This window comes from Micromonospora cathayae (assembly GCF_028993575.1).
In the GTDB taxonomy this organism is placed as follows: Bacteria; Actinomycetota; Actinomycetes; order Mycobacteriales; family Micromonosporaceae; genus Micromonospora; species Micromonospora cathayae.
The window spans coordinates 942,777-968,843 of record NZ_CP118615.1; the positions used below are offsets into that span (position 1 = coordinate 942,777).

A 26,067-nucleotide genomic window follows, 5' to 3' on the forward strand; every position below is an offset into this window, starting at 1 on the left:
ACGCCGATCGAACGGTCGAATGATTCGGGTGAGGCGATCGAATGAGCCGCTCGGCGACGCCGGGGCCCTCGTACCCGGCCGGACACCACACCGCCCCGCACGGTCACCGTGCGCGCTCGTTCGACTACCCCGACGACGGGTCGCCCGACGAGGTGAGCCTCGACCCGGCGCTGGCCACCTCACCGGGCCACGGTGGGGTGGGCGTCTTCCAGGCACCCCGGCCGGTCCGGGGCCGGCCCACCCCGTCCGGGCCGGAGCCGGCGACACCTGCCCCGGCCCCGGCCGCGGACAGTCCGGACATCGACTCCCCCTTCCTCGACCTGTTCGGCGGCACCCGCCCCGGCGCGACGCGCCAGCCGATCGCACCGCTGCGGCGACCCGGGCGGGATCCGTTGCCGATTCCGCACCAGCCGGCCCCCCCGCCCGTGGAGCCGGCCGCGTCCCGGTCCGCGCCGACCGGGCCGGCACCGGCCCCCACCCGGGCCGCCCCGGGCGGGGCACCGACCCGCCCGACACCGGCCCCCCGCGAGGAGTCGATCCCCCAGCACCCGGAACAACGCCGGACCGACCCCGTCGGGTCCGGCCAGGTCGACGGCCCGACGCCGGTCGCGGCTACTCCCCCGGTGCCGGAGCCGAGGCCCGCCGGGCCGGTGGCCGCGCTGGCCGATCCGGAACCACCCGCCGGGCCGCCCCGGGTGCCGGAAGCCGTCCCGGCGCGGATGCCCGAGACCATGTCCCCCCGGGCACCGGAAGCGCTGTCGCCCCGGGTGCCGGAACAGGCCGGCGACCGGATGCCGGCCGCCCGTCCCCCGGTCGAGCCGGCACCGGCCATGACCCCGCTGGCCGGGACGTCGCCGACCGTGACGCCGCCCGCCGCCCACGACGAGTCCGAGGATCCGTCGACGCACCGTCGGGTGCCGCCCCGGCAGCGCTCCTCCGGCCGGCGGGAGAAGTCCGCCAAGCCGGCCCGGCCGACCCGGATCCGACCGCCGAAGATCAAGTTCGGTGACCGGGACCCGTCCATCGAGCTGGCCATCACCGAGATCGCCGGGCACCTGACCTTCACCCCCAACACGGTGACCGCCTGGTACTGGCTCCCCGAGGTGCGCTGGGCCTTCCGCCCCGACGCCGAACGCGAGGCGCTGCTCTCCGCCATCTCCGAGCAGTACGCCGGCCTCGCCGGATTCCGGCTGCACCTGCGTCGCACCACCCGTCCGTTCCCGGCCGACGAGTGGGCGCGCACCATCGACTCGTACACGCCGACCCCGCTGCCGGACGTGCCGGGCACCCCCGGCTGGGGTGACCACCTGGTCGCCGCCCAGCGGCACCTGCTCTCGGTCAACCACGCCGAGGGGCAGACGTACCTCGGGGTGACCTTCGCCCGCCGGTCGCTCGGCGACTCGCTGACCGAACGGCTGCTGCGCGCCTTCGGGCGGGGCACCGCCGACGGCGAACGGCGCAAGCTGGGCCGGACGGTGGAACAATTCGACGAGGTGCTCGCCGCCTTCGGTATGCGCGGCCGGCGGGTCACCTCCGGTGAGCTGGAATGGCTGCTCTACCGCTCGGTGGCGCTCTGCATGGCCCCACCCGGCCAGCTCTCCCCGGTGACCCACGGGCAGTGGGAACGCGGCGACCTGCTCGCCCTCACCGAGCAGGTCGAGCGGTACCGCACCCCGTACGGCTCCACCGTGAAGCTGGTCAACCGGATGACCGGCGAGGAACGGCACGTCGCCGTGCTGGCCGTCGGCCGGATGGAGCCGCTGGAGATCCCCGAACGGCACGAGCCGTGGCTGCACTTCCACGAGCGGCTGCCCTGGCCGATGGAGATCTCCACCCGGGTCGACATCCTCGGCTCCAACGACTCCTTCCGTAACCTCGAGCACCGCCTGCGGATGATCCGTTCGCAGCAGCTCGACTACGCCGAGCACGGCATCGACGCCCCGCCCGAGCTGGAACGGCTCGCCAAGCGGGCGCTGGTGATCGGCGACGAGATGACCACCGGTCTGCCGGTGGACTCGGCGCGGGCGCACGGCTGGCACCGGATCGCCGTCGGCGGCCGGACCCGCGAGGAGTGCCTGGAGCGGGCCCGTCGGCTAATCCAGCTCTACTCCCGCGAACTGCGCATCTCACTCCAGCACCCGAAGAACCAGGACTGGCTGGCCCGCGAGTTCATCCCCGGCGAGCCGATCGCCAACACCGGGTACGTCCGCCGGATGCCGGTCAACCTGCTCGCCGCCGCCCTGCCACAGGCCGCCTCCACCGTCGGGGACCGGCGCGGTGACCTGATCGGTCGGACCGCCGGCACCTGCCGCCGGCCGGTCTTCCTCGACCTGCACTTCCCCATGGAGGTGCGGGAACGCTCCGGTCTGGCGGTGTTCGTCGCCGAACCCGGCGGTGGCAAGTCCACCCTGCTGGGTGCGCTCGGCTACCTGGCCGCCCGACGTGGCGTCCAGGTCACCCTGCTCGACCCGTCCGGTCCGCTGGCCCGGCTGTGCAGCATGCCCGAGCTGCGGCCGTACTCCCGGGTGCTGAACCTGACCGGCTCGGAGCACGGCACGCTGGCCCCGTACTCGTTGATCCCGACCCCGCTGCGGACCGAGTTCGCCAACGGTCCGGCCGGCGACCGGGAGTTCGAGATCGCCGTCTCCAACGCCCGTGCCGAGCGGCGCATGCTGGTGCAGGACATCTGCATGATGCTGGTGCCGCCGCAGGTCGCCCGGGAGGCGTCCACCGCCACCCTGTTCCGGCACGCGGTACGTCAGGTCCCGGCGGAGGAGACCTCCACGCTGGACGACGTGGTCGCCTGCCTGGGGCAGCTCGACGACGACGCCGGCAAGGAACTCGCCAACCTCCTGCTGGACACCGCCGAGATGCCATTGGCGCTGCTCTTCTTCGGCCGTCCACCGGAGGGGCTGCTCGGTGCGGACGCCGCGCTCACCGTGATCACCATGGCCGGGCTGCGGCTGCCCGACCTCAAGATCGAACGGGAGTACTGGTCGGCCGAGGAGTCCCTGGCCCTGCCGATGCTGCACACCGCGCACCGGTTGGCGGTCCGGCGCTGCTACGGCGGTTCGATGTCGTCGCGGAAGCTGGTCGGCCTGGACGAGGCGCACTTCATGGAGGGCTGGCGCTCCGGCCGGTCGTTCCTGGTCCGGCTCGCCCGCGACTCCCGGAAGTGGAACCTCGCCGCCCTGGTCGCCTCGCAGAACCCACGTGACATCCTCGGGCTCGACGTGCAGAACCTCGTCTCCACCGTCTTCGTCGGCCGGATCGCCGAGGACACCGAGATCGCCTCCGAGGCGCTCCGGCTGCTCCGGGTGCCGGTCGACGACGGGTACGAGGCCACCCTGGCGTCCCTGTCCGCCGCCGACGCGTCGTCCGCCGCCCGACTCGGGTTCCGCGAGTTCGTGATGCGGGACGTGGACGGCCGGGTGCAGAAGGTCCGGGTCGACGTCTCGTACGTCGACGGGCTGCTGGAGCACCTGGACACCACCCCTGCCGCGGCGCAGAACGCCGCGAACCTACCGAGCATCCTGTCGGACCTGGAGGCGTGACATGGTGGCGAGGGCCCCGGCACGGATCGCGGCACTCCTCCTCGCCGTCGGCGTACTCGCGGTGGCCACGATCGTCTGGCCCGCGGTCGGAGCGGCGGCAGCCCCACCCCCGGTGGCCCAGGCCCGGGCGGAGCTCTGCACCACCCCCGAGTGGCAGGCCGACTTCCGCGCCTGCGTCGCCAAGCTCGAGAACATCAGCGAAGACACCGTCAAGTGCCGGAACGCACCCGTGCCCGGCACCCCCGACTCGGGGCTCGCCGGCTGGTTCGCCGCCCGGCCGGATTCCGCCACGCAGCCTGGCCCCAAGGGCCTCTACAGCGACTACGGATACGCCGGCTACAGCTACAACACCTACGACATCGACACCGGTTGCGCATCCTCGGTGATCCACCCGGAGTACCGGTTCACCACCATGGTGGCGAACGGTGAATTCATGCTGGCCAATGCGATCATCGGCGCGTCCAACGCGTTGCGCGAGCGGGCCTGGGAACCCCGTTCCATGTGGGGCTGGGCCGACCCGCTGGTGGACCAGGCCACGAAGGCCGTCTACGAGAAGGTCTTCAGCGTCTTCGGCATCGTCACCCTCTGCGTGGTCGGCCTCTATCTGCTCTGGCGGTCGCGGCAGTCCGACCTGAGCAACGCGATGACGACCGCCGGTTGGGCCCTGCTGGTGATGGTCGCGGTGACCGCTCTGGCCGCCTGGCCGGTGAAGTCGGCGAACATCGCCGACGGCACCCTCGTCACGACGTTGGGCGTGGTACACGACGCGGTCGGCCCCGCCGCGAAGGACATCCCGGCGGACAAGTGCGTCCTGCCGAACCCGGAGGCGTGCAAGGACAATCGACCTCCGGCGGTGCGGGCCAGCGACACGGCAACCGAGTCGCTGCTCTACCGGAACTGGTTGCGTGGAGTGCTCGGCTCGGCGGACAGCGAGACCGCGAAGAAGTACGGCCAGGCCCTCTACGACGCGAAGTCGCTCTCCTGGGAGGAGGCCGAGAAACTTCGGCAGAACCCGGCGACCCGAGAGGCCACCATCGACGCCAAGCAGCAGCAGTGGGCCCGGGTCGCCGAACAGATCAGGACCGAGGATCCGGAGGCGTACGAGTACCTGAAGGGTGTCCGGGACATGGACCGGATCGGCGCGGGTTTCATCGCCGTACTCGCCGCCGTCCTCTTCGCGATGTTCGACCTGACCGCCTCCCTGCTGGTCCTTCTCGGCTTCCTGATCTTCAGATGGGCGGTGATCGCGGCACCGATCCTCGGCACCGTCGGTCTGATGCGTCCGGCCAGCGCCGGTCTGCGTCGGCTCGGCAACGCCGTGGTCGCGGCGGTGTTCAACATCGCGATCTTCGGCACCGGCGCGGCCATCTACCTCTTCGCACTCGACCTGATCATGAGTACTCCCACCCTTCCCGGTTGGCTCCAGGTGGTGCTGGTGTGGCTCTGCGGCGTGGTCGGCTGGCTGCTGCTGCGGCCGTACCGCCGCATCACCCAGCTCGGTGGGAAGGAGAGCGGAGAGTCGGCCGGCGGAAACTCCTGGCACCGTAGGTTCTTCCGCGACATGCGGACCGCCGCCCGACTGGAGGAAGCGGAAGCCGGCGGCAGGACGGAGTCCGCGGCGGGACGCAAGCGAGGCCCGGTCGTCGAACAGACCCGGCTCCGGCCCGAGGCACGCCTGGAGGACCCGGCGCACGCGCCGACGAACCGGACCGCACCCGCCACCCGCCTGGAGACCGTCCGGGAACGCCCGGACGGTCGCGAACGGTCCGACGAGACCGCCACCCAGGACGAGCAGCCGGTACGCACCGAACGGCCGGCGGCTGTGCCGCGTCCGCGGAGGCGGCAGCCGGCTACCTGGACGGAGCCGGACGTGCCGGAGGAGAGCCCGTCCTTCGCGATCTACCGGCCCGGTTCCACTGAGCGGACCCCGGCTCCCCAGGCTCCGCGCGTGCGTACCGAGGCGCGGGTCCGTACCGAGACGAGGTGATGGCGGTGCGGCGGGCGGTCGAGTTCCTGTTCACCCGGGTCCTGCGGTCCCGGTTCGGTGTCGCCCTGGGCATCGGCGTCCTGGTCCTCGGAGTCATCGGAGCAGCCCGGCTGGTCGCAGGGCCGGTCGATCCCACGGCCGGGCTGAGCAACCGGCCGGAACAACCGATCACCACCGTCGACCCGAACTCCGGGGACGACGGTGCCATCTCCACGGCCGCCCCGCCGTCCCCGGTGACCAGCCCGGGTGCACCCCTCCCGGAGCAGATCACCGACCGGTTCGTCAGGGCCTGGCTCGGGGGCGAGGGCATGACCAGCGAAGAGTGGCTGGCGACCATCCGCCCGTTCGCGACACCCGTTCTGCTCGACAAGATGGCCGGCGCCGATCCGGCGGCCGTGCCGGCGGCACGGACCGTCGGGCCGGCCACGCTCCGGCCACGAACCGAGTCCTTCGTCGAGGCGCTGGTTTCGTTGGACACCGGTCGGCTCCGACTGGAACTCGTGGCGCCTGACGGGCGCTGGCTGGTTGACGTGGTGGACTGGGAGCGGACATGAGCGGTGTTACCGGAGGCACCACTTCCCCCCGACGGCAGGTACGGGTCGGCGCACTGGCGGCGGCCCTGACCGCGGCGCTGGCACTGCTGTGTTGCACCGGCGGGGCCGGGGCGTTCCTGTTGACCGAGCTGGGCGGCGAAACCGAGCAGCCGGTGAACTCGAACGCCCTGAACTGCGGCACCGACAACGAGGTGAACGTGACCGGTGACATGCCCCGGTTCAGCGAGTACGGCGAGCGGCAGCTCCGCAACGCCGCCATCATCATCAAGGTCGGCCAGGACATGGGTCTGCCGGCCCGGGCCTGGGTCATCGCGGTCGCCACGGCGATGCAGGAATCCGGCCTGCGTAACCTCGCGAACCCCACCGTGGCCGGGTCCAAGGACATCCCGAACGAGGGTGTCGGCTGGGACCACGATTCCCTGGGCCTGTTCCAGCAGCGCGCCGGATGGGGCACGGCGCGGCAGCGGATGGATCCGGCCTACGCGGCCCGGAAGTTCTACCAGAAGCTGGTCAAGGTGGACAACTGGGAGCAGAAGCCGTTGACCGTTGCCGCGCAGCGGGTGCAGATCAGCGCCTTCCCCGACGCGTACGCCAAGCACGAGGAACTGGCCAGCCGGATCGTCGACGCTCTTGCCGGCGGGGCGGCCCGGACGGTCCAGATCGCCGGCAAGAAGGTCTGCGACGCCGCCGCCAGTGGTCGGATCGCCTCGTCCGGCTGGACGGCGCCCATCCCCGGCGGAGTCGGGTCCGGCTTCCGCACAGCCGACCGTCCCCGGCACAACGGGGTGGACATCGCAGCGCCCAAGGGCACCCTGATCCGAGCCGCCGCGAGCGGACGAGTCGTGGTCTCCCGCTGCGACCCCGACAACCGGGGTCGACTGAGCTGCAACGTCGACGGATGGCCGAACAAGGGCGGCTGCGGTTGGTACGTCGACATGCTGCACGCCGGTGGATACGTCACCCGCTACTGTCACATGATCAAGAAGCCCCGGGTCGTCACCGGGCAGATGGTCGAGGCGGGCGAGGTCATCGGCGAGGTGGGTAGCAGCGGAAACTCCTCCGGTCCACACCTGCACTTCGAGGTGCACGTGAACGAGGACCGCACCAGTCGTGGTGCCATCAACCCGGTTCCCTTCATGAAGGAGCGGGGTGCCCCGTTGAAGGGCGCGGCGTGAAACGTTCCGAGTCATGACCGGTCCACTTCCGGATCCCTTCGCCGGCCAACCCGACTGGACGCCCCTTCCTCCCCGGCCGGTACAACTGGTGCCCGCCACCGGGCAGGTGGAACTGCGTGGCCGCCGGGTGATGGTCGGGCTGCCCGGCCTGGGCTGGCGAGGTGACCTACGGGCGGACCAGCGGGTGGTGCAGAACAGCCGGACCTACGTACCCGTCATCCCGGAGCACGACTGGTACCGGGCCGAGTCCGAGCAGGTGGAGGTGTTCGCCCCACTGGTGCCCGTCGAACGGGTCTGGGTGGAGAAGCTGGGGCATCGTCCGACCGCCGGCACCTCACGTGACTCCACTACGCGTCTGGTCTCCCTGGACGATCCGGCGCACCGGCGCCCTACTCCCGTCTTCGAGGCTGGTCCGGTCACCGGTCGACGGGTCGTCCACGTGGTGGGCTCGACCGAGCATCGTGACCTACGCGCGGTCACCGAGCCGTACTCCGGACCCGACGGGGACATCTGCGTACGAGTGACCGCAGAGCTCGACTGGTACCGGTGGGCCTGGCGCGGCCAGGCTCCGCACACGCTCGAGATACCGGTTCACCTGCTCTGGTTGGAATGAACGCTTCAGCTGCCGGGTGTGCCTCGGCAGACACGCCATTCGTCCTCTAGCTGCGTGGTGAATCGCCAGGGCTGCCGATCACTCTGGCTGATCCCTTCCACGAACGCGGAGATGACTAGTTCTACTCGCACCTCTGCCGCGTCACCCTGCCTCTGCATCGTCAGAGGTCCCCACTTGACCGAGATGTCGGTGCCGAAACGCTTCTCTCGAGACTCAAGATCAGCGCGCAACGCGTGCAAGTCACTCAGTCCTTCCGGCGCGTGGTCGCAGGTGAAGAGGCCGGCTTTGGCATCGTTACGGTCGACGAGATAAGCCCGTAGGTAGTTGTCCACGACCACGTCGGGAGCGCTGCGGTCGGGGGCGCTGGCGCGGTCGTAGAGGATGAAGACCGTCACGACTCCGCTGAGGAGGAGCACCGTCAGCGCGACGCCCGCCACGGTGAGCACCGTCCGCAGGCGACGACGCGGGGGTACCGGGACCGGCGCCTCCGGAGGCGGTGCCACCTGGTCGAGCGGGACCCGCTGCGCCGGTACGCGGGACACCTGGGAACCGGCGGGGGGCTGCACTGATTCCACCCCCTGAGGCTATCGGTTGGACGCGTCGTACCCAATGCCCCGGATGCCGCCGTTCATCACCTGACTCGTCCCGCTTCGTCGGATCGACGTGGTTCGCCAGATCCCTGCGCGCACCGCCGTCGCGCATCCCGGAACGCCACCCCGACCTGGGATACCGTCTCTGCTCGGGAGGTCCTACCGGCTTCGGGACGACCGGCCTGGGGAAGAGAGGTGGTGGCGGTGGCGAACCTGAAGGGCCGTACCAGCCGCGCCGCCGCGCTGCACCGCCGGGCGGCCGCCACGGCGACCGCTGCCGCCGAGTTGCTGGACGACACCCGGCCCGCTCCGGCCGACCAACGTCGACAGTACGAGCTCGCCGAGCGGCTCCGGCGCGCGGCGGAGGTACTGGCTCCGGGCTGGGCGGGAGCCGCCGTGGATTCGCTCACCCTGGACGTCCCGGCCGGCGGGAGGGTGCCCCCCTTCGTCCGGGTCGGTACGGCCGCTCCGTTGGACGACGCCCGCTTTCCCGCGCTGGTGCCCCTGCTCGGTGCCGGCCACCTGGCCATCGACACCGATGCTTCCGATCCCCACGTCTCCGGCCTGCTCCGCGCCCTGCTGCTGCGGATGCTCGCCGCTTCGCCGGCTGGCGCGCTGCTGGTGAGAGCGGTCGACGGGTCCAACGGCACCCACGGATCCAACGGCGTCAGCGTCGGCAGCGGCAGCAACGGCAACGGCAACGGGACGATGGCATCCGTCGGCCGCCCGGGGGCACCGGTCACCTCGACCGCCCAACCACCCACCACAGCAGCCGCCGCGATCTCGGCCAGCCCCACGGGTGGCACGTTCGCGCCGTTCGCCGTGCTGGCTGATGCGGGCCTGCTGCCACCGCCCGCCACCGACCTCACCGGCCTACGGTCGGTGCTCGCCGAGGCCGAGCAGTGGGTGGCCTCCGGAACCGTCCGGCAGCGGCGGCACGACCGGGCGATGCTGCTCGTGATCGCCGGCTGGCCCGAGTCGACGGGGCCGGACGACCTGGCGCGGATCGAGGCGTTGGCCCGCTGCGGGCCCGGTTCCGGGCTGCATCTCGTCGTGGCTGGCTGGGCGGCCCCACCGGCCTCCGCCGAGCGCACCGGCGTGGGCACACTCTGCCACCCCGCAACCACAGCGGACGAACCGGTGGTGACGCCGGCAACCCCGGGTCGGCGGGGCGACACCCCGACACCACTGTCCGCTGCCCGGAGGCGGCCCGGGAGGGCAGGACGGGTAGCCCGCCGCCAGACCGCCGCCGTACCGGAGCCGTTCGAGGTCACCGCCGGGGCGGCGCCGTTCGACGCCGCCCCACCGGAGCCGTTCGACGCAGGTCCCCGCGCCGGGTCGGCCGGAACCGTCGCATCCGAGAAGTCCGGTACCCGGACGGCAGCACCCCTGCCGTACGGGACGACGATCTCGATCCGTAACGGATACGCCCTGGTGGGTGACCCGCCCGGGACGTCGTTCGCCGGGCCGGGCGGAACCCCGCCGGTCGGGCTGAACTCCCCGGTCCTGATCGAGGCGGACCCGCCCGGTGAGCTGGTCGAGGCGGTCTGCCGTCGGCTGGCCCGGCGGGTCGCGTCCGGTACCCAGTTGACCCTGGCCGCCCTGCTGTCGGAGGTCGACCCGGCCGGCTGGACGGCCAGTTCCGCGGCCGGGCTCTCCACGGTGGTCGGTGACGCGGACGGCCGGGCGGTGACCCTGAGCCTCACCGAGCTGACCCCGCACTGGCTGGTCAGTGGCCGGCCGGGTAGCGGCCGGGGGGACTTCCTCACCAACGTGCTCTTCGGTCTCACCGCCCGGTACGGCCCGGACGAGCTGGTTCTGCACCTGGTGGACCTGGCCGACAGTGAGTCGTTCACCGAGTTCCTCCAGACCCGGCGGGACCGGTCGTGGGTGCCGCAGGTCAGGTCGGCCGCACTGGCCGCCGACCGGGAGTACGTCCAGGATCTCTTCGGGCACCTCGAAGCGGAGTTGCACCGGCGTGAGGAGGCGGGCCGGCGGGCCGGCGGGCAGCGCTTCGCCGAGCTGCGTCAGCACCAGTCGCTGCCCCGGATCGTCTGCGTGATCGACAATGCTCCGCTCCTGTTCCGGGACGACCGGACGGGGAGTCGACCGCCGCAGCGGGACCGGCTCGCCGTCGACCTGGCCGGCCGGCTGGAGGCGCTGGCCCGGGCGGGACGTGCGTACGGTATTCATCTGATTCTCGGCGGCGACGGTGATCTGGGGATCGGTCTCGGGCCGACCGGCCGGGAGGGTCCCACCGGCCGCGAGGGCGTGACCGGCCGGGAGGGTTCCGTGAGCCGCGACGGTTCCCCGGCCCGGGACGGTACGGGACATCGCGACTCGATGCTCGGTCAGTTCCCGGTACGGGTGGCGCTACCGGGCGGTGGGGCGGTGTTGGAACCCACCAACGACGCCGCCGCCGGGCTGGCCGTGGGGAGCGCAGTGATCAACACGGCGGGTGGGCTCGGTGGTCCCCGGGGCGCGACCCGGGGTCACGAGCGGATGGTGCGGTTCCCGGACCCGCTGGACGATCCGATCGCCCTCGCCGAGCTGCGGCACCGCCTGTGGGCGGCCCGGCCGGAGGGCTCGTCGCCACCGGTGGTCTTCGCCGGGTACGCCCGGCCGCTGCTGCGCAACGATCCGTGCTACCGGGCGGCGGTCGCGGGCACGTCCCGTGCTCCGGCCGCGCTGCTCGGTCGGGCGGTGGACGTGTTCCGGACGACGGTGTCGGTTCCGTTCGTGCCGGCGTCCGGGCGGAACCTGGTGGCGCTGGGCACCGGCGGCGAAGCCACCGCGTTGCTGGTCACGGCCGCGCGGAGCGTCGCGGCACACCACCGGCCGGGTACCGCCCGGTTCGTCGTCGCGGCGCTCACCGGCGGTGCGACCGAGGTCGCCACGGCGCTCGCGGCCGATCTGGCCGGGCAGCACAGCGTCGAGACGGTCGACCTGGCCGGGCTGCTCGCCGTACTGGCCGACGAACGTCCCGGCTACCTGGTCCTCTTCGGTCCGGACGGCCCGGGTGGGGTGCCGGACGAGCCGATGCGGGCCCTGCTGCGGGACGGCCCGCCGGCCGGTCGGCACGTGCTGGGCTGGTGGCGTTCGGTGTCGTCGCTCGCCGCGCTGCTCGACCCGGAGGACGGGGTGGGCAAGGTGGCGACGGTGGCCGTGGTGGACGTGCCGGGCAGCCAGCTGGCACCGGTCCTCGGCCGGCCGGTGCAGTGGTCGCCCCGACCTGGCCGGGCGTTGCTCTGGGACGCCTCGGAGGGGCCGGGCCGGATCCTGGTGCCGTTCGCCGAGGACGGGACGGCCGCCGGATGACCCCGGAAGCAGGCCCGGCCGGGCAGACGACCGACCGGACCGGCACCACCGACCGAAGCAGCAGCACCGACCGGACCGGCAGCACCGACGGAAGCAGCAGCACCGACCGGACCGGCAGCACCGACCGAAGCAGCACCACCGGATCGAGAGGCACCCCCGGCGGAAGCAGCGCCCCCGGCCGGGACGGTACGACCGGCCGAGGAGGCGACATGGCCCGGGAAACGGGTACGGCCGACCGGGAAGCCGAGACGGCCGGGCCGCGGGTCGCCCCCACGCAGCGGGTCAGGTCGCCGGAGCCGGCTACGTCCGACCCGGTCACCGCCGCCTGGACCGAGTATCTCGCCGCCGCCCGGCAACTCGACGGGGTCCGGCGTGGCGCAGCGACCGCTGCGGGCGAGCAGGCCCGATCGGTCCAGGCCGCCCGGGAGGAGTTGGCTGCCGTACGGGCCCGCCTGGCCAGCCAGCAGACGCTCCTACGTGAGCTGGGCGTACCGGCGATGTCGCTGGTGCCGTCGCCGCCCGAGGTGGGGGCGGCGGCACGGTCGATGGTGGCCGGGCCGGCAGCGGTGCTGGCGGGGTTGCGGACGGCGCGGGAGTGCGCGGACGAGGCGGAGGGGCTGCTCGCCGCCCGCCGGACGTCACGGCCGACGGGTTGGCCGGCCCTGCGGGGGGACCTGCTGGGGTACGGGCTGCTGGCGCTGCTGGTCCCGGTGCTGCAACTGGTCGTCCTCGGACTGACCGGCACCGGTGCCGCAGGTGTCCTCGCGGCTCTGCTCGGTCTGCCGCTGGCCGTACTGGCGTTCGTGGTGCGCCGGCCCGCCGTGGCCCGGTTGTCCCGGCACCTTCAGGGGCGGGACCGGACGGGTGGACGCCCGGCGGCGGACGGTCTGCCGGATCGGGGCCGGTGGTTCGGTGCGCTGGTGTGCGGAGTCCCGGCGGCGGTCACCGCCGCCGGGATCCTGCTGGTCGTACTGCTCGGCTGACCGCTGGTCAGCGGGCGTTGATCAGTGCCATCGCCTCGGCCCGGGACTTGGCGTCCCGCTGGAGGGTGCCCCGGACCGCCGAGGTGATGGTCTTCGCTCCGGACTTCTGGATGCCGCGCATGGCCATGCACATGTGCTCGCACTCGAGTACCACGATCACGCCCCGTGGGTCGAGCCGGTCCATCAGCAGGTCGGCGATCTGCGAGGTGAGCCGTTCCTGTACCTGCGGCCGGCGGGCGAACACCTCGACCAGCCGGGCCAGCTTGGACAGGCCGGTGATCCGTCCGTCCGGGCCGGGAATGTAGCCGATGTGGGCGCTGCCCCGGAACGGCAGCAGGTGGTGTTCGCAGAGGCTCATCACGTCGATGTCCCGGACCAGCACCAGCTCCTCGTGGTGGGCCTCGAAGGTGGTGTTGAGCACCTGCTTCGGGTCGACCCGCAGGCCGGCGAAGAGTTCGGCGTAGGCGCGGGCCACCCGGGCCGGGGTCTGGACCAGCCCGTCCCGGTCCGGGTCCTCGCCGACCGCGATGAGGATCTCGCGGACCGCCTTCTCGATCCGGCCCAGGTCGACGGCGTCCTCCACCGGTCGGCCGCTGAGCTTGCCGTTGATCAGGCGGGCGGCGAGGTAGTCCAGCCCGTCGTCGTCCGGCTCGGTCGCGGAGGCGGCCAGCCCCGGTCCGGGGCTGGCCGCTGATTCCGCGCTCAGTGTGTACCGTCCGAGTTGTTGGACCCGCCCCCGAGGTTGTTCGGGGAGGCACCGCCGCCGACGGCCGCCTGCGCGCCGTCCGCCTGGGCCTGCGCCTTCAGCTTCTCCTTCTCCGCCGGGGTGAGTACCGGCGGCTCGGTGGAGGGCTGTCGCTTACCGAAGCCGTTGTACGGGGCCATCGGCGGACGCTTCACCACCCGGGCGCAGATCCGGGCCATGTCGGCGGTGGAGAGGGTCTCCTTCTCGATCAGCTCCAGGACCATGTTGTCCAGGACGTCCCGGTACTCGACCAGGATCTCCCAGGCCTCGTCGTGGGCCAGCTCGATCAGCGCCCGCATCTCGTTGTCGATCTCGGCGGCCACCGAGTCGGAGTAGTCCCGCTCGTGACCCATGTTGCGGCCGAGGAACGGCTCGTCTCCGCTGGTGCCGTACTTGATCGCGCCGAGCTTGGAGCTCATGCCGTACTGCGTGATCATGGCGCGGGCGAGCTGGGTGGCCTTCTCGATGTCGTTGCCGGCACCGGTGGTGGGCTCGTGGAAGACCAGCTCCTCGGCGGCCCGGCCGCCGAGCGCGTACGCCAGGGTGTCGATCATCTCGGCCCGGGTCTGGGTGTACTTGTCCTCGGTGGGGAGCACCAGGGTGTGCCCCAGCGAGCGGCCCCGGGACAGGATGGTCACCTTGTGCACCGGCGCGGCGTGCGGCAGCGCCCAGGCGACCAGCGCGTGCCCACCCTCGTGGTACGCGGTGATCTTCTTCTCCTGGTCGCCCATCACCCGGGTCCGGCGCTGCGGGCCGGCGATCACCCGGTCGATCGACTCCTCGAGCGAGTCGTTGGTGATCGCGCGCTGGTCCTTACGGGCGGTGAGCAGCGCGGCCTCGTTGATCACGTTGGCCAGGTCGGCACCGCTGAAGCCGGGGGTACGCCGGGCCACCGAGTCGAGGTCGACGTCAGGCGTGAACGGCTTGCCCTTGGCGTGCACCCGCAGGATGGCCTTGCGGCCCTCCATGTCGGGGGCGTCCACCGGGATCTGCCGGTCGAACCGGCCCGGGCGCAGCAGCGCCGGGTCGAGGATGTCCGGCCGGTTGGTGGCCGCGATCAGGATGACCCCGCCCTTGGTGTCGAAGCCGTCCATCTCGACGAGGAGCTGGTTGAGGGTCTGCTCACGCTCGTCGTGACCGCCGCCCATGCCGGCACCACGGTGCCGGCCGACGGCGTCGATCTCGTCGACGAAGACGATCGCCGGGGCGTTCGCCTTGGCCTGCTCGAACAGGTCCCGGACCCGGCTGGCGCCGACACCGACGAACATCTCCACGAAGTCGGAACCGGAGATGGAGTAGAACGGCACCCCGGCCTCGCCGGCGACCGCGCGGGCGAGCAGCGTCTTACCCGTACCGGGGGGGCCGAAGAGCAGGACACCCTTGGGGATCTTCGCTCCGAGCGCCTGGTACTTGGCCGGGTTCTGGAGGAAGTCCTTGATCTCGTGCAGTTCCTCGACGGCCTCTTCGGCGCCGGCCACGTCGGCGAAGGTGGTCTTCGGCGTGTCCTTGGTGATCATCTTCGCCTTGGACTTGCCGAAGTTGAGCACCCGGGAGCCGCCGCCCTGCATCTGCGACATGAAGAACAGCAGCAGGAGCACGAGCAGCGCGATCGGCAGCAGGTTCACCAGCAGGGTGACCAGCACGCTGTCCGACGAGACCTCGGTGTCGACCGGGCCGGTGACCCGGTTCGCCGCCTTCGCCGCGAGGACCTGGTCCCAGACCTGCTGACCGGCCTCGTACGGGAACTGCGCCTCGATCTTGTCGGTGGTGGTGTCGCCGAACTTGGCCTCGTCCTTCAGGTCGATCCGGAGCGTCTGCTCCTTGTCCTGGAAGACCACCTTCTCGATCTGCGCGGTGTTGAGCCGGTCGAGCGCGACCGACGTGTCGACCTTGTGATAGCTCGGCCCGCCGGTGAACAGCTGGCTGAGCAGAATCGCGCCGGCGATCACCAGGATGATCCAGACCACCGGGCGGCGGAAGAAACGCGTACGTTCCATACTGTTGTCGAGCGCCGAGGCGCCCGGACCCTCCTGATCGACGTCCTGACCGTCTGATGGCTTTCGCCGCCGAGGCGGCGGCCGGAGCCGCCGTTCGGGCCGGCCTCGACCCCGAGACGCGAAATCGCCGCGTCGCGGTCATTCGACGGTACACCGTGCGGGCGAGGAGTGAGCTTGCGAGGGCCGCAGTCGCGCACCGTGGGTATGACAGCGCGTGACGATCGGCTCCGGCAGCCCGCTCACCGACCGGCGGGACCGGGTGAGGACCGGCGTGACGTCGGCACCGCGCCCGGCCGACGGCCCCCGACCGGAGGCCCGGCAGGGAACCGCGCCCACGTCACCGGACCACCACCGTAGTCCGACTGGCTGAGAGCCCGCTGTACGTCCGCTCGATGTCGACCGACACCACCGGCCGAGACCGGGCGGGGCCGCCGGTGCGACGCGGGGCGGGGTCAGGACCGGGCGTAGACCTGCGGCTTGAGGACGCCGACGTAGGGCAGTTCGCGGTACCGCTCGCCGTAGTCGAGGCCGTATCCGACGACGAACTCCGTCGGGATGTCGAATCCGACGTACTTCACCGGGACCTCGACCTTGACCGCGTCGGGCTTGCGGAACAGGGCCACCACCTGGACGCTCGCCGCCGAGCGGGACGCCAGGTAGCGCAGCAGCCAGGACAGGGTGAGCCCGGAGTCGACGATGTCCTCCACGACCACCACGTGCCGGCCGGCGATGTCGCGGTCCAGGTCCTTGAGGATCCGCACCACGCCGGAGGAGGTGGTGCCCTGGCCGTACGAGGAGATGGCCATGAAGTCCAGTTCGGCGGGGGGACCGTGCCGGCCGAGCGCCCGGGCGAAGTCGGCCATGAACATGACCGCGCCCTTGAGCACGCAGACCAGCAGCAGCCCGTCCTCGACGTCGGCGTAGTCCGCCGAGACCTGTTTCGCCAGCTCCGCGGTCTTCTCGCGGATCTGCGCCTCGGAAATGATCACGTGGTCGATGTCGGCGTCGTACCAGGAGCCGTCAGCCATGCCCCTAGCCTGCCGTACGCCGCCGCGCCGTCGTCGGCGGGGCTGCCCGTTGTGGCCGACCCCGCCGACGGCGACCGGCGCACCCTGGCCCGGGGCCGCACCGGGCGGCGCTCCGGTCGGCACGACCCGGACCGGCCCCGGCCGGCCGGGGCCGGTCAGCAGCGTCGGGACCGCCAGCGGCGGCCGTCGTCGGTCGGTTTCCAGTCGGCCGAGTCCCGGCTGTCGACGGTCAGCCCGAGCATCGAGGCGACCGCGAGGAGTAGGAAGAAGAGCAGGAAAAGGATGGTCTCCATGGCGGCGTCCGCCTTCCGGTCGGTGTCGGTTTCTCGCCGCCGGTGCGCACCGGACGGGTCAAGTCTGCGACCGTCCGGGACGGCACGACAGTGGCAGGAAAGCCACCTGACCTCGATTTCCTGCCACCCCAGGGGTTAGCCTGGTCACATGCTCCGTACCGTCGCTGTGATCGCGCTGGACCCGGTCGACCCGTTCGAGCTGGGGGTGCTCTGCGAGGTCTTCGGCACCGACCGGACCGCCGACGGTTTCCCCGGCTACCAGTTCACCGTCTGTTCCGTGGATGGCGGTCCGGTCCGCAGCTCGTCGGGCTTCGGGGTGGTCCCGCAGGCCGACCTGGCACCGGTGGAGGAGGCCGACCTGGTGGCGGTGCCGGCGTACCACACCGGTGGGGAGGTGCCCGAGGCCGCGCTGGCCGCGCTGCGCCGGGCCGCCGAGCGCGGGGCCCGGGTGCTCAGCGTCTGCTCGGCGGCGTTCGTCCTCGGTCAGGCCGGGCTGCTCGACGGCCGGGAGTGCACCACCCACTGGCGGCACGTCGACGAGCTGCAACGACGGCATCCGCTGGCCCGGGTCCGGTGCAACTCGCTCTACGTACAGGACGGCCCGCTGCTGACCAGCGCGGGCACCGCCGCCGGCATCGACGCCTGCCTGCACCTGGTCCGGCAGGAGCACGGCTCCGCCGTCGCCACCCGGCTGGCCCGCCGGATGGTGGTCCCCCCGCACCGCGACGGCGGGCAGGCGCAGTACATCGAGGCACCCATCCCCCGGACCCCGGACGCGCCCACCCTGGAACCGGTGCTCAGCTGGCTGATGGGGCACCTGGACCGCCCGCTCACCGTCGAGGAGCTGGCCGCCCGGGCCGGGATGCCGCCGCGTACCTTCGCCCGCCGGTTCCGCGCCGAGACCGGCACCACCCCGCACGACTGGCTGACCAACCAGCGGGTGCTGCTGGCCCGGCGGCTGCTGGAGGAGACCCGGCTGACCGTCGAGGCGGTGGCCGGGCAGGCCGGCTTCGGCGACGGGGCCGCGCTGCGGCACCACTTCACCCGCCGGGTCGGCGCGACCCCGGCCGCCTACCGGGCCACCTTCCGGGAACGCGTTCCCAGCCCCTGACGGCCGGCGCTCCGCAGAGGCCGGGGAACGCCGGGCCGGGTGGGGTCACCAGCCCAGCGCGGCACCGTCCACCCGTGGCTCGGAACCGACCACGTACCCGCCGTCGCCGGACCGCCAGATCGCCTGCCCGTACCCGAAGATCCCCGGGTCGTCGGCGACGGTGACCTGGTGGCCGCGCCCGCGCAGCTCGGCCACCGCCGCCCGGCCCTCGGCGGTGCCGGTCAGCTCCGGCTCGACCAGCAGCGACCGGCCCGCGTGCCAGTACCAGCGGGGCGCGCCCAGCGCCGCCTGCGGGTCGAGGCCGGCGTCCAGGGTGGCCGAGACGAGCTGCACGTGCCCCTGCGGCTGCATGTGCCCACCCATCACCCCGAACGGCCCGACCGGGGTGCCGTCCCGGGTCAGGAAACCGGGGATGATCGTGTGGAACGGCCGCCGGGACGGGCCGACCACGTTCGGGTGGGCCGGGTCGAGCCGGAAGCCGGTGCCCCGGTTCTGCAGGCCGAAGCCGTACCCGGGGACCACCACGTGCGACCCGAAGCCCAGGTAGGTGGACTGGATCAGGCTCACCATCAGGCCGGCGGAGTCGGCGGCGCAGAGGTAGACCGTGCCGCCCCGCTCCGGGTCCCCGGCGACCGGCGTGCCGGCCCGGTCGGTGACCAGGGCCCGCCGGGCCGTCGCGTACGCCGGGTCCAGCAGGGCCGCCGTGGGCACCGCCGTGTGCGTCGGGTCCGCCACGTACGCGTGCGCGTCGGCGAACCCCAGCTTCACCGCCTCGATCTGCCAGTGCAGCCGCTCCGCCGGCGGCAGGGCGGCCAGGTCCACCCCGTCCAGGATGTTCAGGGCGAGCAGGGCGGCGATCCCCTGCCCGTTCGGCGGCAGCTCCCACACCTCGTGCCCCCGGTACCGGGCGGCCACCGGATCCACCCACTCCGACCGGTGCCCGGCCAGGTCGTCGGCGGTGAGCAGGCCACCGGTACGGGCCGCGTGCCCGGCCACTGCGGCGGCGAGGTCGCCCCGGTAGAAGTCGTCCGCGCCGGTGGCGGCGATCCGGCGCAGGGTACGGGCCGCGTCCGGGTTACGCCACCGCTGCCCGGCCCGGGGTGCCCGCCCGTCGACGGTGAAGACCCGCCGCCACTCGGCGAACTCCGGTCCGGTCAACGAGTCTTGCAGGGTGGCGGCCCGCGCCCAGCCGGCCGCCACGCTGGCGGACACCGGGTACCCGTGCTCGGCGTACCCGATCGCGTCGGTGAACAACTCGGCGAACGGCAGCGAACCGAACCGGTCGTGCAGGTCCCGCCAGCCGGCCGGGGCCCCGGGCACGGTCACCGGAAGCCAGCCCCGGGCGGGCATCGCCGGCCCGTCCGCCTGCGCCCCGCCGAGGGCGGCCACCGGCTCGGCACCCCGGCCACCGGTCGCGGCCAGCACCACCTCCCGGGTCAGGGCCGCCGGGGACCGGCCGGAGGCGTTCAGGCCGTGCAGCCGGGTGCCGTCCCAGACGATGGCGAACAGGTCGCCGCCGATGTCGTTGGAGCCGGGCTGGACCACGGTGAGGGTGATCGCGGTGGCGAGTGCGGCGTCGACGGCGTTGCCGCCGCGCCGCAGCACGGCCAGACCGGCCGCGGCGGCCAGCGGCTGGCTGGTCGCGACGGCGCCGTTGGGGGCGTACAGCGGCGTCCGGGGGTACGACATCCGCCATGTGTACCGCAACGGCTCAGCCCGGTACGAGCTGCCCGTCACGACGGGTGACCCGGAACCCGCCGGGCAGGTGCACGGCCCCCTGACCACGCCAGTCGGTGACCAGCGCGTCGAGCGCGCCGACGTGCCGGTGCGACAGCGCCGCCGGCGACGCGCCCAGCTCACGGGCCCAGGCGTGCAACACCCGGGTACGCACCGCGGGTGCCAGCCCGGCCAGCGCCGGTACGGCCAACCCGCCGTCGGGCATCCGGGCGTCGGTCAGCGCGGCGGCGGCGAGGTCGTCCAGCACGGCGGTGTCGGCGGCCACCAGCCGGGCCGTCCGGGCGAGGTTGTCCAGCACCCCCGGCCCGAGGGCACGGACCAGGGCCGGCAGCACGTCGGCCCGCACCCGGGCCCGGGCGTACGACGGGTCGACGTTGTGCGGGTCCTCCCACGGGGCGAGCCCCAGCACCACGCACGCGGTCCGGGTCTGGTCACGGCCGACGTCGAGCAGCGGGCGCAGCAGGGGCACCCCGGCCAGGTCCCGGCGGGCCGGCATCCCGGCCAGGCCCCGTGGCCCGGCCCCCCGGGCGAGGGCGAGCAGCACCGTCTCGGCCTGGTCGTCCCGGGTGTGCGCGGTGAGCAGGGCGGCCGCCGCGTACCGGTGGGCCGCCGCCGCCAACGCCTGGTAGCGCGCATCCCGGGCGGCCCCCTCCGGGCCGCCGGGCCGGCCCTCGACGCGTACCCGGACCGCCTCGACCGGGGCGAAGCCGGCCCCTTCCGCCCAGCGGGCCACCGCGGCGGCCCGCTCGGCGGAGCCGTCCTGGAGGCCGTGGTCGACGGTGACCAGCCCGGCCGGTCGACCGACCCGGGGGGCGACGAACGCGGTGGCGGCGGCCAGGGCGAGCGAGTCGGCCCCACCCGAGCAGGCGACCAGCACCGGCCCGTCACCGGCCAGCCCGGTCAACGCCCGGCGGACGGCGACCCGGATCGCGGCTACCGCCGGGGCGAGCGCGGCCACGTCCCGTCGGTCAGCCGGCTGCCGGCAGCGGCCCGGCCGGCCCGTGCACCCGGGCCACCCAGGCGTCCGGGTCGCCGAGTTCCTCCAGGCGGGGCAGGGTCAGCGGGGACGAGAAGATCCGGTTGAAGCCGGCCATGCCGACCCGTTCGACCACGCCGTGCACGAACTTGCGCCCCTCGGCGTACTGGCGCATCTTGACCTCGACGCCGAGCAGCCGGCGGATCGCCTTCTCCAGCGGGTTGCCCGCCTCGCGGCGGCGGTTGAACCCGGCCCGGATGCGTTCCACGCTCGGGATGACCTCCGGGCCGACGCCGTCCATGACGAACTCGGCGTGCCCCTCCAGCAGGGTCATCAGCGCGGTCAGCCGGTCCAGCACGGCCCGCTGGGCCGGCGTCTGGACGATGTCCAGCACGCTGGCCCGGCTCTCCGGGTCCTTGATCGCGTCGGAGAGGGTGCCGATCCCCCGGCGGAGCCGCTCCAGCAGGTGTTCACCACCCTGGGAGGCGTCGACGAACGCCTGCACCTCGCCGAGAAAGTAGGCGCGCATCCACGGGACGGCGGTGAACTGCGTCCGGTGGGTCACCTCGTGCAGGCAGACCCAGAGCCGGAAGTCCCTCGGGTCGGCGCCCAGCTTCCGCTCCACCTCGACGATGTTCGGCGCGACCAGCAGCAGTTGGCCCGGGTCGGCGGAGAAGACCTCGTACTGGCCGAGCACCCGGCCGGAGAGGTACGCCAGCACCGTGCCGGCCTGCACCCCGGTCAGCCGGGACCCGATCGCCTCGGTCAGCGCGCCCGGCTGCTTGTCACCGGAGAGCCGGTCGACCAGCGGGTTGATCACCTCCCGGAGCCCGGCGATGTTGGTCGCCGCCCAGTCCCGGCGGTCCACCACCCGTACCGGCGGGTGGGTGACCTGCGACCGCAGCCCGGTGTACTCGGCCACGTGCCCGGCCGCCTCGTCGGTCAGCCGCCGCAGCTCACCGACCACCTCGGTGGCCTCGGCGTACGAGACCCGGGGCCCCGACTTGCCCAGGGCCCCCGCGGTGGCGGCGGCCAGATCCCAGTCCACGAACTGCGCCATGCACCCCACCGTACCCGCGCCGGCACAGCCCGGCCCCGGCTCGCGCGGCCCGACCGCCCGGCGACGGGGTGGGACGGCGACCGCCGGGACCGGCTGAGCCGGGCTCCGGGGCCGGCTCGGCCCGGCCCGCCGGACAGCCCCGGCCCCGGGCTCAGCCGGAGGGCCGGGGCAGGCTCGACCAGGCCCGCGACAGGCCCAGCCGGGCCCGAGACAGGCTCGGCCGGGCCCGTGACGGGGTCAGCGGCAGCCGCAGCCGGCGAGGGTGGCACCGATCCGGTCGAGCGCCAACCGGGTGGCGTCCGGGGTGCCGGCGGGTGTCTTGTCGGTGAGCACGGCGAAGGTCAGCAGGCGACCGTCGGCCGTGGTGACCAGACCGGCGATGGCGTGCACCCCGGTCAGTGTCCCGGTCTTGGCCCGGATCGCGCCCGCCCCGGCCCGGGTGGCCGCCGTGCCGTACCGGTCGTCGAGGGTGCCGGACCAGCCGCCGACCGGCAGGCCACCGAAGATCCCGGCCAGTTCCGGCCGGCTGCCGTTGCCGGCCAGCGCGATCAGGTCGGTGAGCAGGGACGGGCTGATCCGGTTGGTGCGGGACAGCCCGCTGCCGTCGGCGAGGGCGAGTTCGTCGGCGGGCAGCCCCAGCTCGGCGACCACCTGGTCCATCGCCGCGGCGGCCCCGACGAACGAGGCGGGCTGGTTGCGGGCCAGTGCGACCTGACGCGCCAGCGCCTCGGCGACCAGGTTGTCGCTGTCGGTGATCATCATGTCGACCAGCCGGACCATCGGCGGCGACTCGACCCGACCCAGCTCCGTGCCGGGCGTGGGCACGGTACCGGGGCTGGCGCTGCCGGTACCGGCGGGTGCGGTGCCCTTCGTCACCTTCGTCCCGGCGGGGAGTCCGAGCAACCGGGCGAACGCCCGCCCGGCGGCGAGGTCCGGCTCGGCGTACCGTTCCGCGCCCTTCCGGCCGGCGTCCGGGTCACGGCGGGCCCCGTCGGTCATCAGCGCGGTCACCGCGCCGCCGTACCCGCCGGTGGGGATGTCGGCGTCCCAGCCGGGCTCGAAGACCGGGCCGGGGAAGAGGGTGGAATCCACCGTCACCCGGGTGGGGGCCGCCCCGCCGAGCGCCTGTTTCACCTGTTCCGCGAGGTCGTCGAGGCGGGCCGCGCCCGGGTAGAAGCCGTTGGCGTCGATGGCCAGCGTCGGGTCGCCACCGCCGACGATCACCACCTCGCCGGGGGCCGCGCCGGCCACCGCCCGGGTGGTGATCCGGTACGCCGACCCGCGCGCGGCCAGCACGGTCACGCCGGTCACCAGCTTGGTGACCGAGGCGGGCACGGTGGCGTCGTCCGCGCCCTGCCCGTACAGCGGTTGGCCGGTGCCGACGTCGGAGACCGAGACGTTGACCCGGCTACCCAGGGCGGCCGCGCGGACCAGCGGGTCCAGGGCCGCCCGTACCCCGTCCGGGGTCGGTGCGGGGGCCGCGCTGGAGGGGCCGGACAGCACCGGCACGGGTGCCACCTCCGGCATCCTGGGCGGTACCTGCGCACCGGGGTCGGCGCCCAGCCAGCCGGCGACCGGCCCGGGACGGACCACCACCAGCCCGACTCCGGCGACGACGAGCAGCAGGACGCTGGCCAGCACCGCGAGCCGGTTCCGTCGGCGACGGCCGGTCGCCACCGGCGGCCCCACCGGCGGCGGCCCGACGGGCGCGGCACCGGACGGCCCGGAACCGGACGACGCGGCACCGGACGGCACGGAACCGGACGATCCAGCACCGGACGACGCGGGGCCGGACGGCACGGAACCGGACGAGGCAGCACCGGACGGCGCGGGACCGCCGGGTGCGGGGCCGGACGGCCCGGTGGGCGGGTTGCCGCCGGGTGGCGCGCCGACAGCCGCAGCGACGGCCGGGTACGGGGGCGGGGCCGCCGGTGTGGTCGGGGCGGCACCGGCGGGGTACTGGGGCGGGGCGGCGGCCGGGCCGGCACCGGCGGGATCCCCCGGACGGGCGGCGTCCGGGGAGCCGGGCCGGGCCGGCGGGCGGTACACGGGGGGCGGCGGCTGGCCGGTGCCCGGCGTACCGGGGGGCGGCGCGACCGCTGCCGGTTCGGGCCCTCCCGGCGCGGAACCGGCTGCTCCAGGACCGTGTGCACCGGGAACGTGCACCCGTCCGGTGGCCGGCTCCGGCCGACCCGAGGCACGTTCACCTCCCGGGCGGTAGTGTGAGTCTTCCCTCCCCACAGCCCCCTCCTCCCCCACGAAAAACGGCTTGGGCGACACTACTTCGGTCCGAAGACTATGCGGCGCCCGACGCCGACGGGTGCGCTTCGCCTGTCCGGGAACCGTCACTGTTCGTTAGCCAGCGTGGGCAAACGTAGGGAGCGTGAGATGGATTTCGACGTCACGGTTGAGATCCCCAAGGGTCACCGCAACAAGTACGAGGTGGACCACGCGACCGGCCGGATCAGGCTGGACCGCACGCTCTTCACGTCCACCCAGTACCCGGCCGACTACGGGTTCATCGAGGGCACCCTGGGTGAGGACGGCGACCCGCTGGACGCGCTGGTGCTCGTCCCCGAGCCGACCTTCCCGGGTTGCCTGATCCGGTGCCGCACCATCGGCATGTTCCGGATGACCGACGAGAAGGGTGGCGACGACAAGGTCCTCTGCGTGCCGTACGAGGACCCGCGTCAGGAGCACCTGCGTGACATCCACCACCTCGGCGAGTTCGACCGGCTGGAGATCCAGCACTTCTTCGAGGTGTACAAGGACCTGGAGCCGGGGAAGTCGGTCGAGGGCGCGACCTGGGTCGGCCGGACCGAGGCCGAGGCGGAGATCCGCGCGTCGTACCGGCGGCACCAGGAGGCCGAGGCGCGGGGCGAGAACACCCACTGACCTCTGATTCGTCACCGGGCCCGGTGGCCGTTCGGTTCAGCCGAGCAGCCCCCGGGCCCGGTCGTACAGGTCGAGCACCGCGCAGGCCACCGGCACCACCGCGACCACCAGCAGGGTGTCGGTCAGGTCCGCCGCCCGACCCAGGTACGGCGAGACCGGCCGGCGCGCGTACGTGCTGCCGGCCGCCACGGTGAGCAGCGCCAGCACCCCGGCGGCGGCGACCAGCACCAGCAGGGTGACCGGGCCGGCCCGGCCGACCAGGGCGACACCCAGCACACCGAGGCCGACCAGCCCGGCGACCACGGTGGGTACCCGCTGGCGCAGCGCCACGAACAGCCGGGCGCGCAGCAGCAGCACGGTCGCCGCGACGGCCACCAGGATCCGTCCGGCGGTTCCGCCGGTCACGGTGAGCACCACGGCGGCGGCGACGGCCAGCACGGCGTGCCCGAGCAGCATCCCGGTGAGGGTCTCCTCGGTCCGGGCCACCGCCGCGTGCACCCGGTCGGTGTCCGGCAGGTCCCGTACGCCGGACCGGGCCTCGGTGTCGGCGTTCGCCGGCAGGGTGATCGGCGGCAGCGGCACCTTGCCGAGCCGGATGGCCAGCAGGGGTAGCGCGCCGACGGCGAAGACCAGCACGCTGAGCAGGATCGCCGCGCTGCCGGCCGGGGTGAGGACCAGCCCGAGCAGCGCACCGACCGCTCCGGCCGCCCCGACCGTCGCGCCGGCCACGAAGACCCGGATCCGGGCGGCCACCCCGAGCAGGCCGAGCACCGCCACCAGCAGCAGGGCGACCGAACCGGCCAACAGTTCGGGCGCGCCCAGCCAGTTCAGCGGGCCGAACGGGGTGACCGGGTCACCCGGGCTGACCAGCAGCGCACCGGCGGCGAAGGCGTACGGCAGGGCGTACCCGCCGAGGGTCGCGCCGGCCGGGCCGTCCCCGTAGGCGCGGGAGGCGACGGTGCCGGCTACCGCGAGCCCGGCGGCCAGTACCGCCGCGACCAGCCAGTCGGCCGGGTGGTCGGGACCGCCGGCCAGCAGCGCGACCAGGCCGACCAGCAGCGGTACGGCGGCGGCGGCCAGCGTGGCGGCCCGGGTGGCGGCGGGTGACCAGGCGGCTCCCCGGCGGCGGGCCCCGTCGGCGATCGCCTCGACCACGTCGTCGTACTCGAGTTCCGGCCAGTGCGCGCGGGCCGGGACGAGGTACAGCACCTCGCCGTCGCGGACGCCCTGGGCGAGCAGGTCCTGCCCGGTCGCCAGCACCACTCCGTCGCAGCGGCGCAGCAGCCAGCCGCCGTGGCGTTCCCCGTCGTCGGCCAGCCCCTCCCCGGCGTGCCGGAGCACCTCGGGCAGCAGTTCGGCGAGCGGGACCTGCTCCGGCAGGGCGACGTCCAACCGCCGCTGCGGGGCGCTGATCGTGACGCGGGCGAGCCCGGTTGCCATCGACGTTTCTC

19 protein-coding genes are annotated in these 26,067 nt (G+C 73.6%); 9 read left to right on the forward strand and 10 right to left on the reverse strand.

From position 1 onward, the window contains the following. Positions 1 to 41: 41 nt before the first annotated feature. The 5 genes from PVK37_RS04460 to PVK37_RS04480 are packed head-to-tail and all read left to right on the forward strand — an operon-like array spanning position 42 to position 7,883. Entirely contained in the window at positions 42 to 3,554 is a 3,513-nt protein-coding gene (locus PVK37_RS04460) for an ATP-binding protein (protein ID WP_275032449.1), read from the forward strand. Positions 3,555 to 3,558: 4 nt separating this feature from the next. Further along, a complete protein-coding gene (locus PVK37_RS04465) occupies positions 3,559 to 5,541 on the forward strand; it encodes an MFS transporter (RefSeq protein ID WP_423791051.1) in 1,983 nt (660 codons plus the stop codon). Further along, the gene (locus tag PVK37_RS04470; protein WP_275032451.1) at positions 5,538 to 6,095 is read left to right on the forward strand and encodes a hypothetical protein; all 558 of its coding nucleotides are present in this window, start codon (positions 5,538 to 5,540) and stop codon (positions 6,093 to 6,095) included. Before PVK37_RS04465 ends, PVK37_RS04470 begins: the two co-directional genes overlap by 4 nt. Beyond that, positions 6,092 to 7,270, forward strand: a complete 1,179-nt coding sequence (locus tag PVK37_RS04475) for a M23 family metallopeptidase (protein WP_275032452.1) — start codon at positions 6,092 to 6,094, stop codon at positions 7,268 to 7,270. The genes PVK37_RS04470 and PVK37_RS04475 overlap by 4 nt, the downstream gene beginning before the upstream one ends. A gap of 13 nt (positions 7,271 to 7,283) precedes the next feature. Then, positions 7,284 to 7,883 carry a hypothetical protein gene (locus PVK37_RS04480; RefSeq protein ID WP_275032453.1) on the forward strand — a complete coding sequence of 200 codons (600 nt, stop codon included), beginning with the start codon at positions 7,284 to 7,286 and terminating at the stop codon, positions 7,881 to 7,883. Positions 7,884 to 7,888: 5 nt separating this feature from the next. Here PVK37_RS04480 and PVK37_RS04485 read toward each other — a convergent pair whose 3' ends face one another. Then, positions 7,889 to 8,449 (reverse strand): hypothetical protein, encoded by a 561-nt coding sequence (locus PVK37_RS04485; protein WP_275034953.1) that lies wholly within the window; start codon positions 8,447 to 8,449, stop codon positions 7,889 to 7,891. A 219-nt stretch (positions 8,450 to 8,668) separates the two neighbouring features. Between PVK37_RS04485 and PVK37_RS04490 the strand changes: the two genes are divergently transcribed. After that, a complete protein-coding gene (locus tag PVK37_RS04490) occupies positions 8,669 to 11,791 on the forward strand; it encodes an FtsK/SpoIIIE domain-containing protein (protein ID WP_275032454.1) in 3,123 nt (1,040 codons plus the stop codon). Further along, complete coding sequence (locus tag PVK37_RS04495; RefSeq protein ID WP_275032455.1) at positions 11,788 to 12,774, forward strand: hypothetical protein; 987 nt, start codon at positions 11,788 to 11,790, stop codon at positions 12,772 to 12,774. Before PVK37_RS04490 ends, PVK37_RS04495 begins: the two co-directional genes overlap by 4 nt. A gap of 7 nt (positions 12,775 to 12,781) precedes the next feature. Here the strand turns inward: PVK37_RS04495 and folE are convergent, their stop codons facing one another. The 4 genes from folE to PVK37_RS04515 all read right to left on the reverse strand — a co-directional run bounded on the left by folE (position 12,782) and on the right by PVK37_RS04515 (position 16,837). Continuing rightward, positions 12,782 to 13,444, reverse strand: coding sequence for a GTP cyclohydrolase I FolE (folE, locus tag PVK37_RS04500; protein WP_275034955.1), 663 nt, complete (start codon positions 13,442 to 13,444; stop codon positions 12,782 to 12,784). Between the two features lie 32 nt (positions 13,445 to 13,476). Then, positions 13,477 to 15,516, reverse strand: coding sequence for an ATP-dependent zinc metalloprotease FtsH (ftsH, locus tag PVK37_RS04505; protein ID WP_275032456.1), 2,040 nt, complete (start codon positions 15,514 to 15,516; stop codon positions 13,477 to 13,479). Between the two features lie 452 nt (positions 15,517 to 15,968). Next, positions 15,969 to 16,544 carry a hypoxanthine phosphoribosyltransferase gene (hpt, locus tag PVK37_RS04510; protein ID WP_275032457.1) on the reverse strand — a complete coding sequence of 192 codons (576 nt, stop codon included), beginning with the start codon at positions 16,542 to 16,544 and terminating at the stop codon, positions 15,969 to 15,971. Between the two features lie 155 nt (positions 16,545 to 16,699). Beyond that, positions 16,700 to 16,837 (reverse strand): hypothetical protein, encoded by a 138-nt coding sequence (locus PVK37_RS04515; RefSeq protein ID WP_275032458.1) that lies wholly within the window; start codon positions 16,835 to 16,837, stop codon positions 16,700 to 16,702. Between the two features lie 148 nt (positions 16,838 to 16,985). Here PVK37_RS04515 and PVK37_RS04520 point away from each other — a divergent pair, with 148 nt between their 5' ends. After that, positions 16,986 to 17,948 (forward strand): GlxA family transcriptional regulator, encoded by a 963-nt coding sequence (locus PVK37_RS04520; RefSeq protein ID WP_275032459.1) that lies wholly within the window; start codon positions 16,986 to 16,988, stop codon positions 17,946 to 17,948. Between the two features lie 45 nt (positions 17,949 to 17,993). Here PVK37_RS04520 and PVK37_RS04525 read toward each other — a convergent pair whose 3' ends face one another. The 4 genes from PVK37_RS04525 to dacB form a co-directional block, all read right to left on the reverse strand. Continuing rightward, positions 17,994 to 19,637, reverse strand: coding sequence for a gamma-glutamyltransferase family protein (locus tag PVK37_RS04525; protein WP_275032460.1), 1,644 nt, complete (start codon positions 19,635 to 19,637; stop codon positions 17,994 to 17,996). A 22-nt stretch (positions 19,638 to 19,659) separates the two neighbouring features. Next, complete coding sequence (gene tilS / locus PVK37_RS04530) at positions 19,660 to 20,643, reverse strand: tRNA lysidine(34) synthetase TilS (RefSeq protein ID WP_275032461.1); 984 nt, start codon at positions 20,641 to 20,643, stop codon at positions 19,660 to 19,662. Positions 20,644 to 20,653: 10 nt separating this feature from the next. Then, positions 20,654 to 21,721 (reverse strand): zinc-dependent metalloprotease, encoded by a 1,068-nt coding sequence (locus PVK37_RS04535; protein ID WP_275032462.1) that lies wholly within the window; start codon positions 21,719 to 21,721, stop codon positions 20,654 to 20,656. 237 nt (positions 21,722 to 21,958) lie between these two features. Further along, positions 21,959 to 23,410: a D-alanyl-D-alanine carboxypeptidase/D-alanyl-D-alanine endopeptidase gene (gene dacB / locus PVK37_RS04540; RefSeq protein WP_275034956.1), complete on the reverse strand. Its 1,452-nt coding sequence runs from the start codon at positions 23,408 to 23,410 to the stop codon at positions 21,959 to 21,961. 699 nt (positions 23,411 to 24,109) lie between these two features. Here dacB and PVK37_RS04545 point away from each other — a divergent pair. After that, positions 24,110 to 24,616 (forward strand): inorganic diphosphatase, encoded by a 507-nt coding sequence (locus PVK37_RS04545; protein ID WP_275032463.1) that lies wholly within the window; start codon positions 24,110 to 24,112, stop codon positions 24,614 to 24,616. Between the two features lie 36 nt (positions 24,617 to 24,652). Here the strand turns inward: PVK37_RS04545 and eccD are convergent, their stop codons facing one another. Then, on the reverse strand, positions 24,653 to 26,056 hold the full coding sequence (gene eccD / locus PVK37_RS04550) for a type VII secretion integral membrane protein EccD (protein ID WP_275032464.1): 1,404 nt from the start codon (positions 26,054 to 26,056) through the stop codon (positions 24,653 to 24,655). Positions 26,057 to 26,067 lie beyond the last annotated feature (11 nt).

Coding starts and splice junctions, on each gene's coding strand:
- eccD (WP_275032464.1), bottom strand. CDS start 26,056: ATGGCAACCGGGCTCGCCCGCGTCACGATCAGCGCCCCGCAGCGGCGG.
- PVK37_RS04460 (WP_275032449.1), top strand. CDS start 42: ATGAGCCGCTCGGCGACGCCGGGGCCCTCGTACCCGGCCGGACACCAC.
- ftsH (WP_275032456.1), bottom strand. CDS start 15,516: ATGGAACGTACGCGTTTCTTCCGCCGCCCGGTGGTCTGGATCATCCTG.
- PVK37_RS04535 (WP_275032462.1), bottom strand. CDS start 21,721: ATGGCGCAGTTCGTGGACTGGGATCTGGCCGCCGCCACCGCGGGGGCC.
- PVK37_RS04545 (WP_275032463.1), top strand. CDS start 24,110: ATGGATTTCGACGTCACGGTTGAGATCCCCAAGGGTCACCGCAACAAG.
- PVK37_RS04515 (WP_275032458.1), bottom strand. CDS start 16,837: ATGGAGACCATCCTTTTCCTGCTCTTCTTCCTACTCCTCGCGGTCGCC.
- PVK37_RS04495 (WP_275032455.1), top strand. CDS start 11,788: ATGACCCCGGAAGCAGGCCCGGCCGGGCAGACGACCGACCGGACCGGC.
- PVK37_RS04520 (WP_275032459.1), top strand. CDS start 16,986: ATGCTCCGTACCGTCGCTGTGATCGCGCTGGACCCGGTCGACCCGTTC.
- PVK37_RS04480 (WP_275032453.1), top strand. CDS start 7,284: ATGACCGGTCCACTTCCGGATCCCTTCGCCGGCCAACCCGACTGGACG.
- hpt (WP_275032457.1), bottom strand. CDS start 16,544: ATGGCTGACGGCTCCTGGTACGACGCCGACATCGACCACGTGATCATT.
- PVK37_RS04475 (WP_275032452.1), top strand. CDS start 6,092: ATGAGCGGTGTTACCGGAGGCACCACTTCCCCCCGACGGCAGGTACGG.
- PVK37_RS04525 (WP_275032460.1), bottom strand. CDS start 19,637: ATGTCGTACCCCCGGACGCCGCTGTACGCCCCCAACGGCGCCGTCGCG.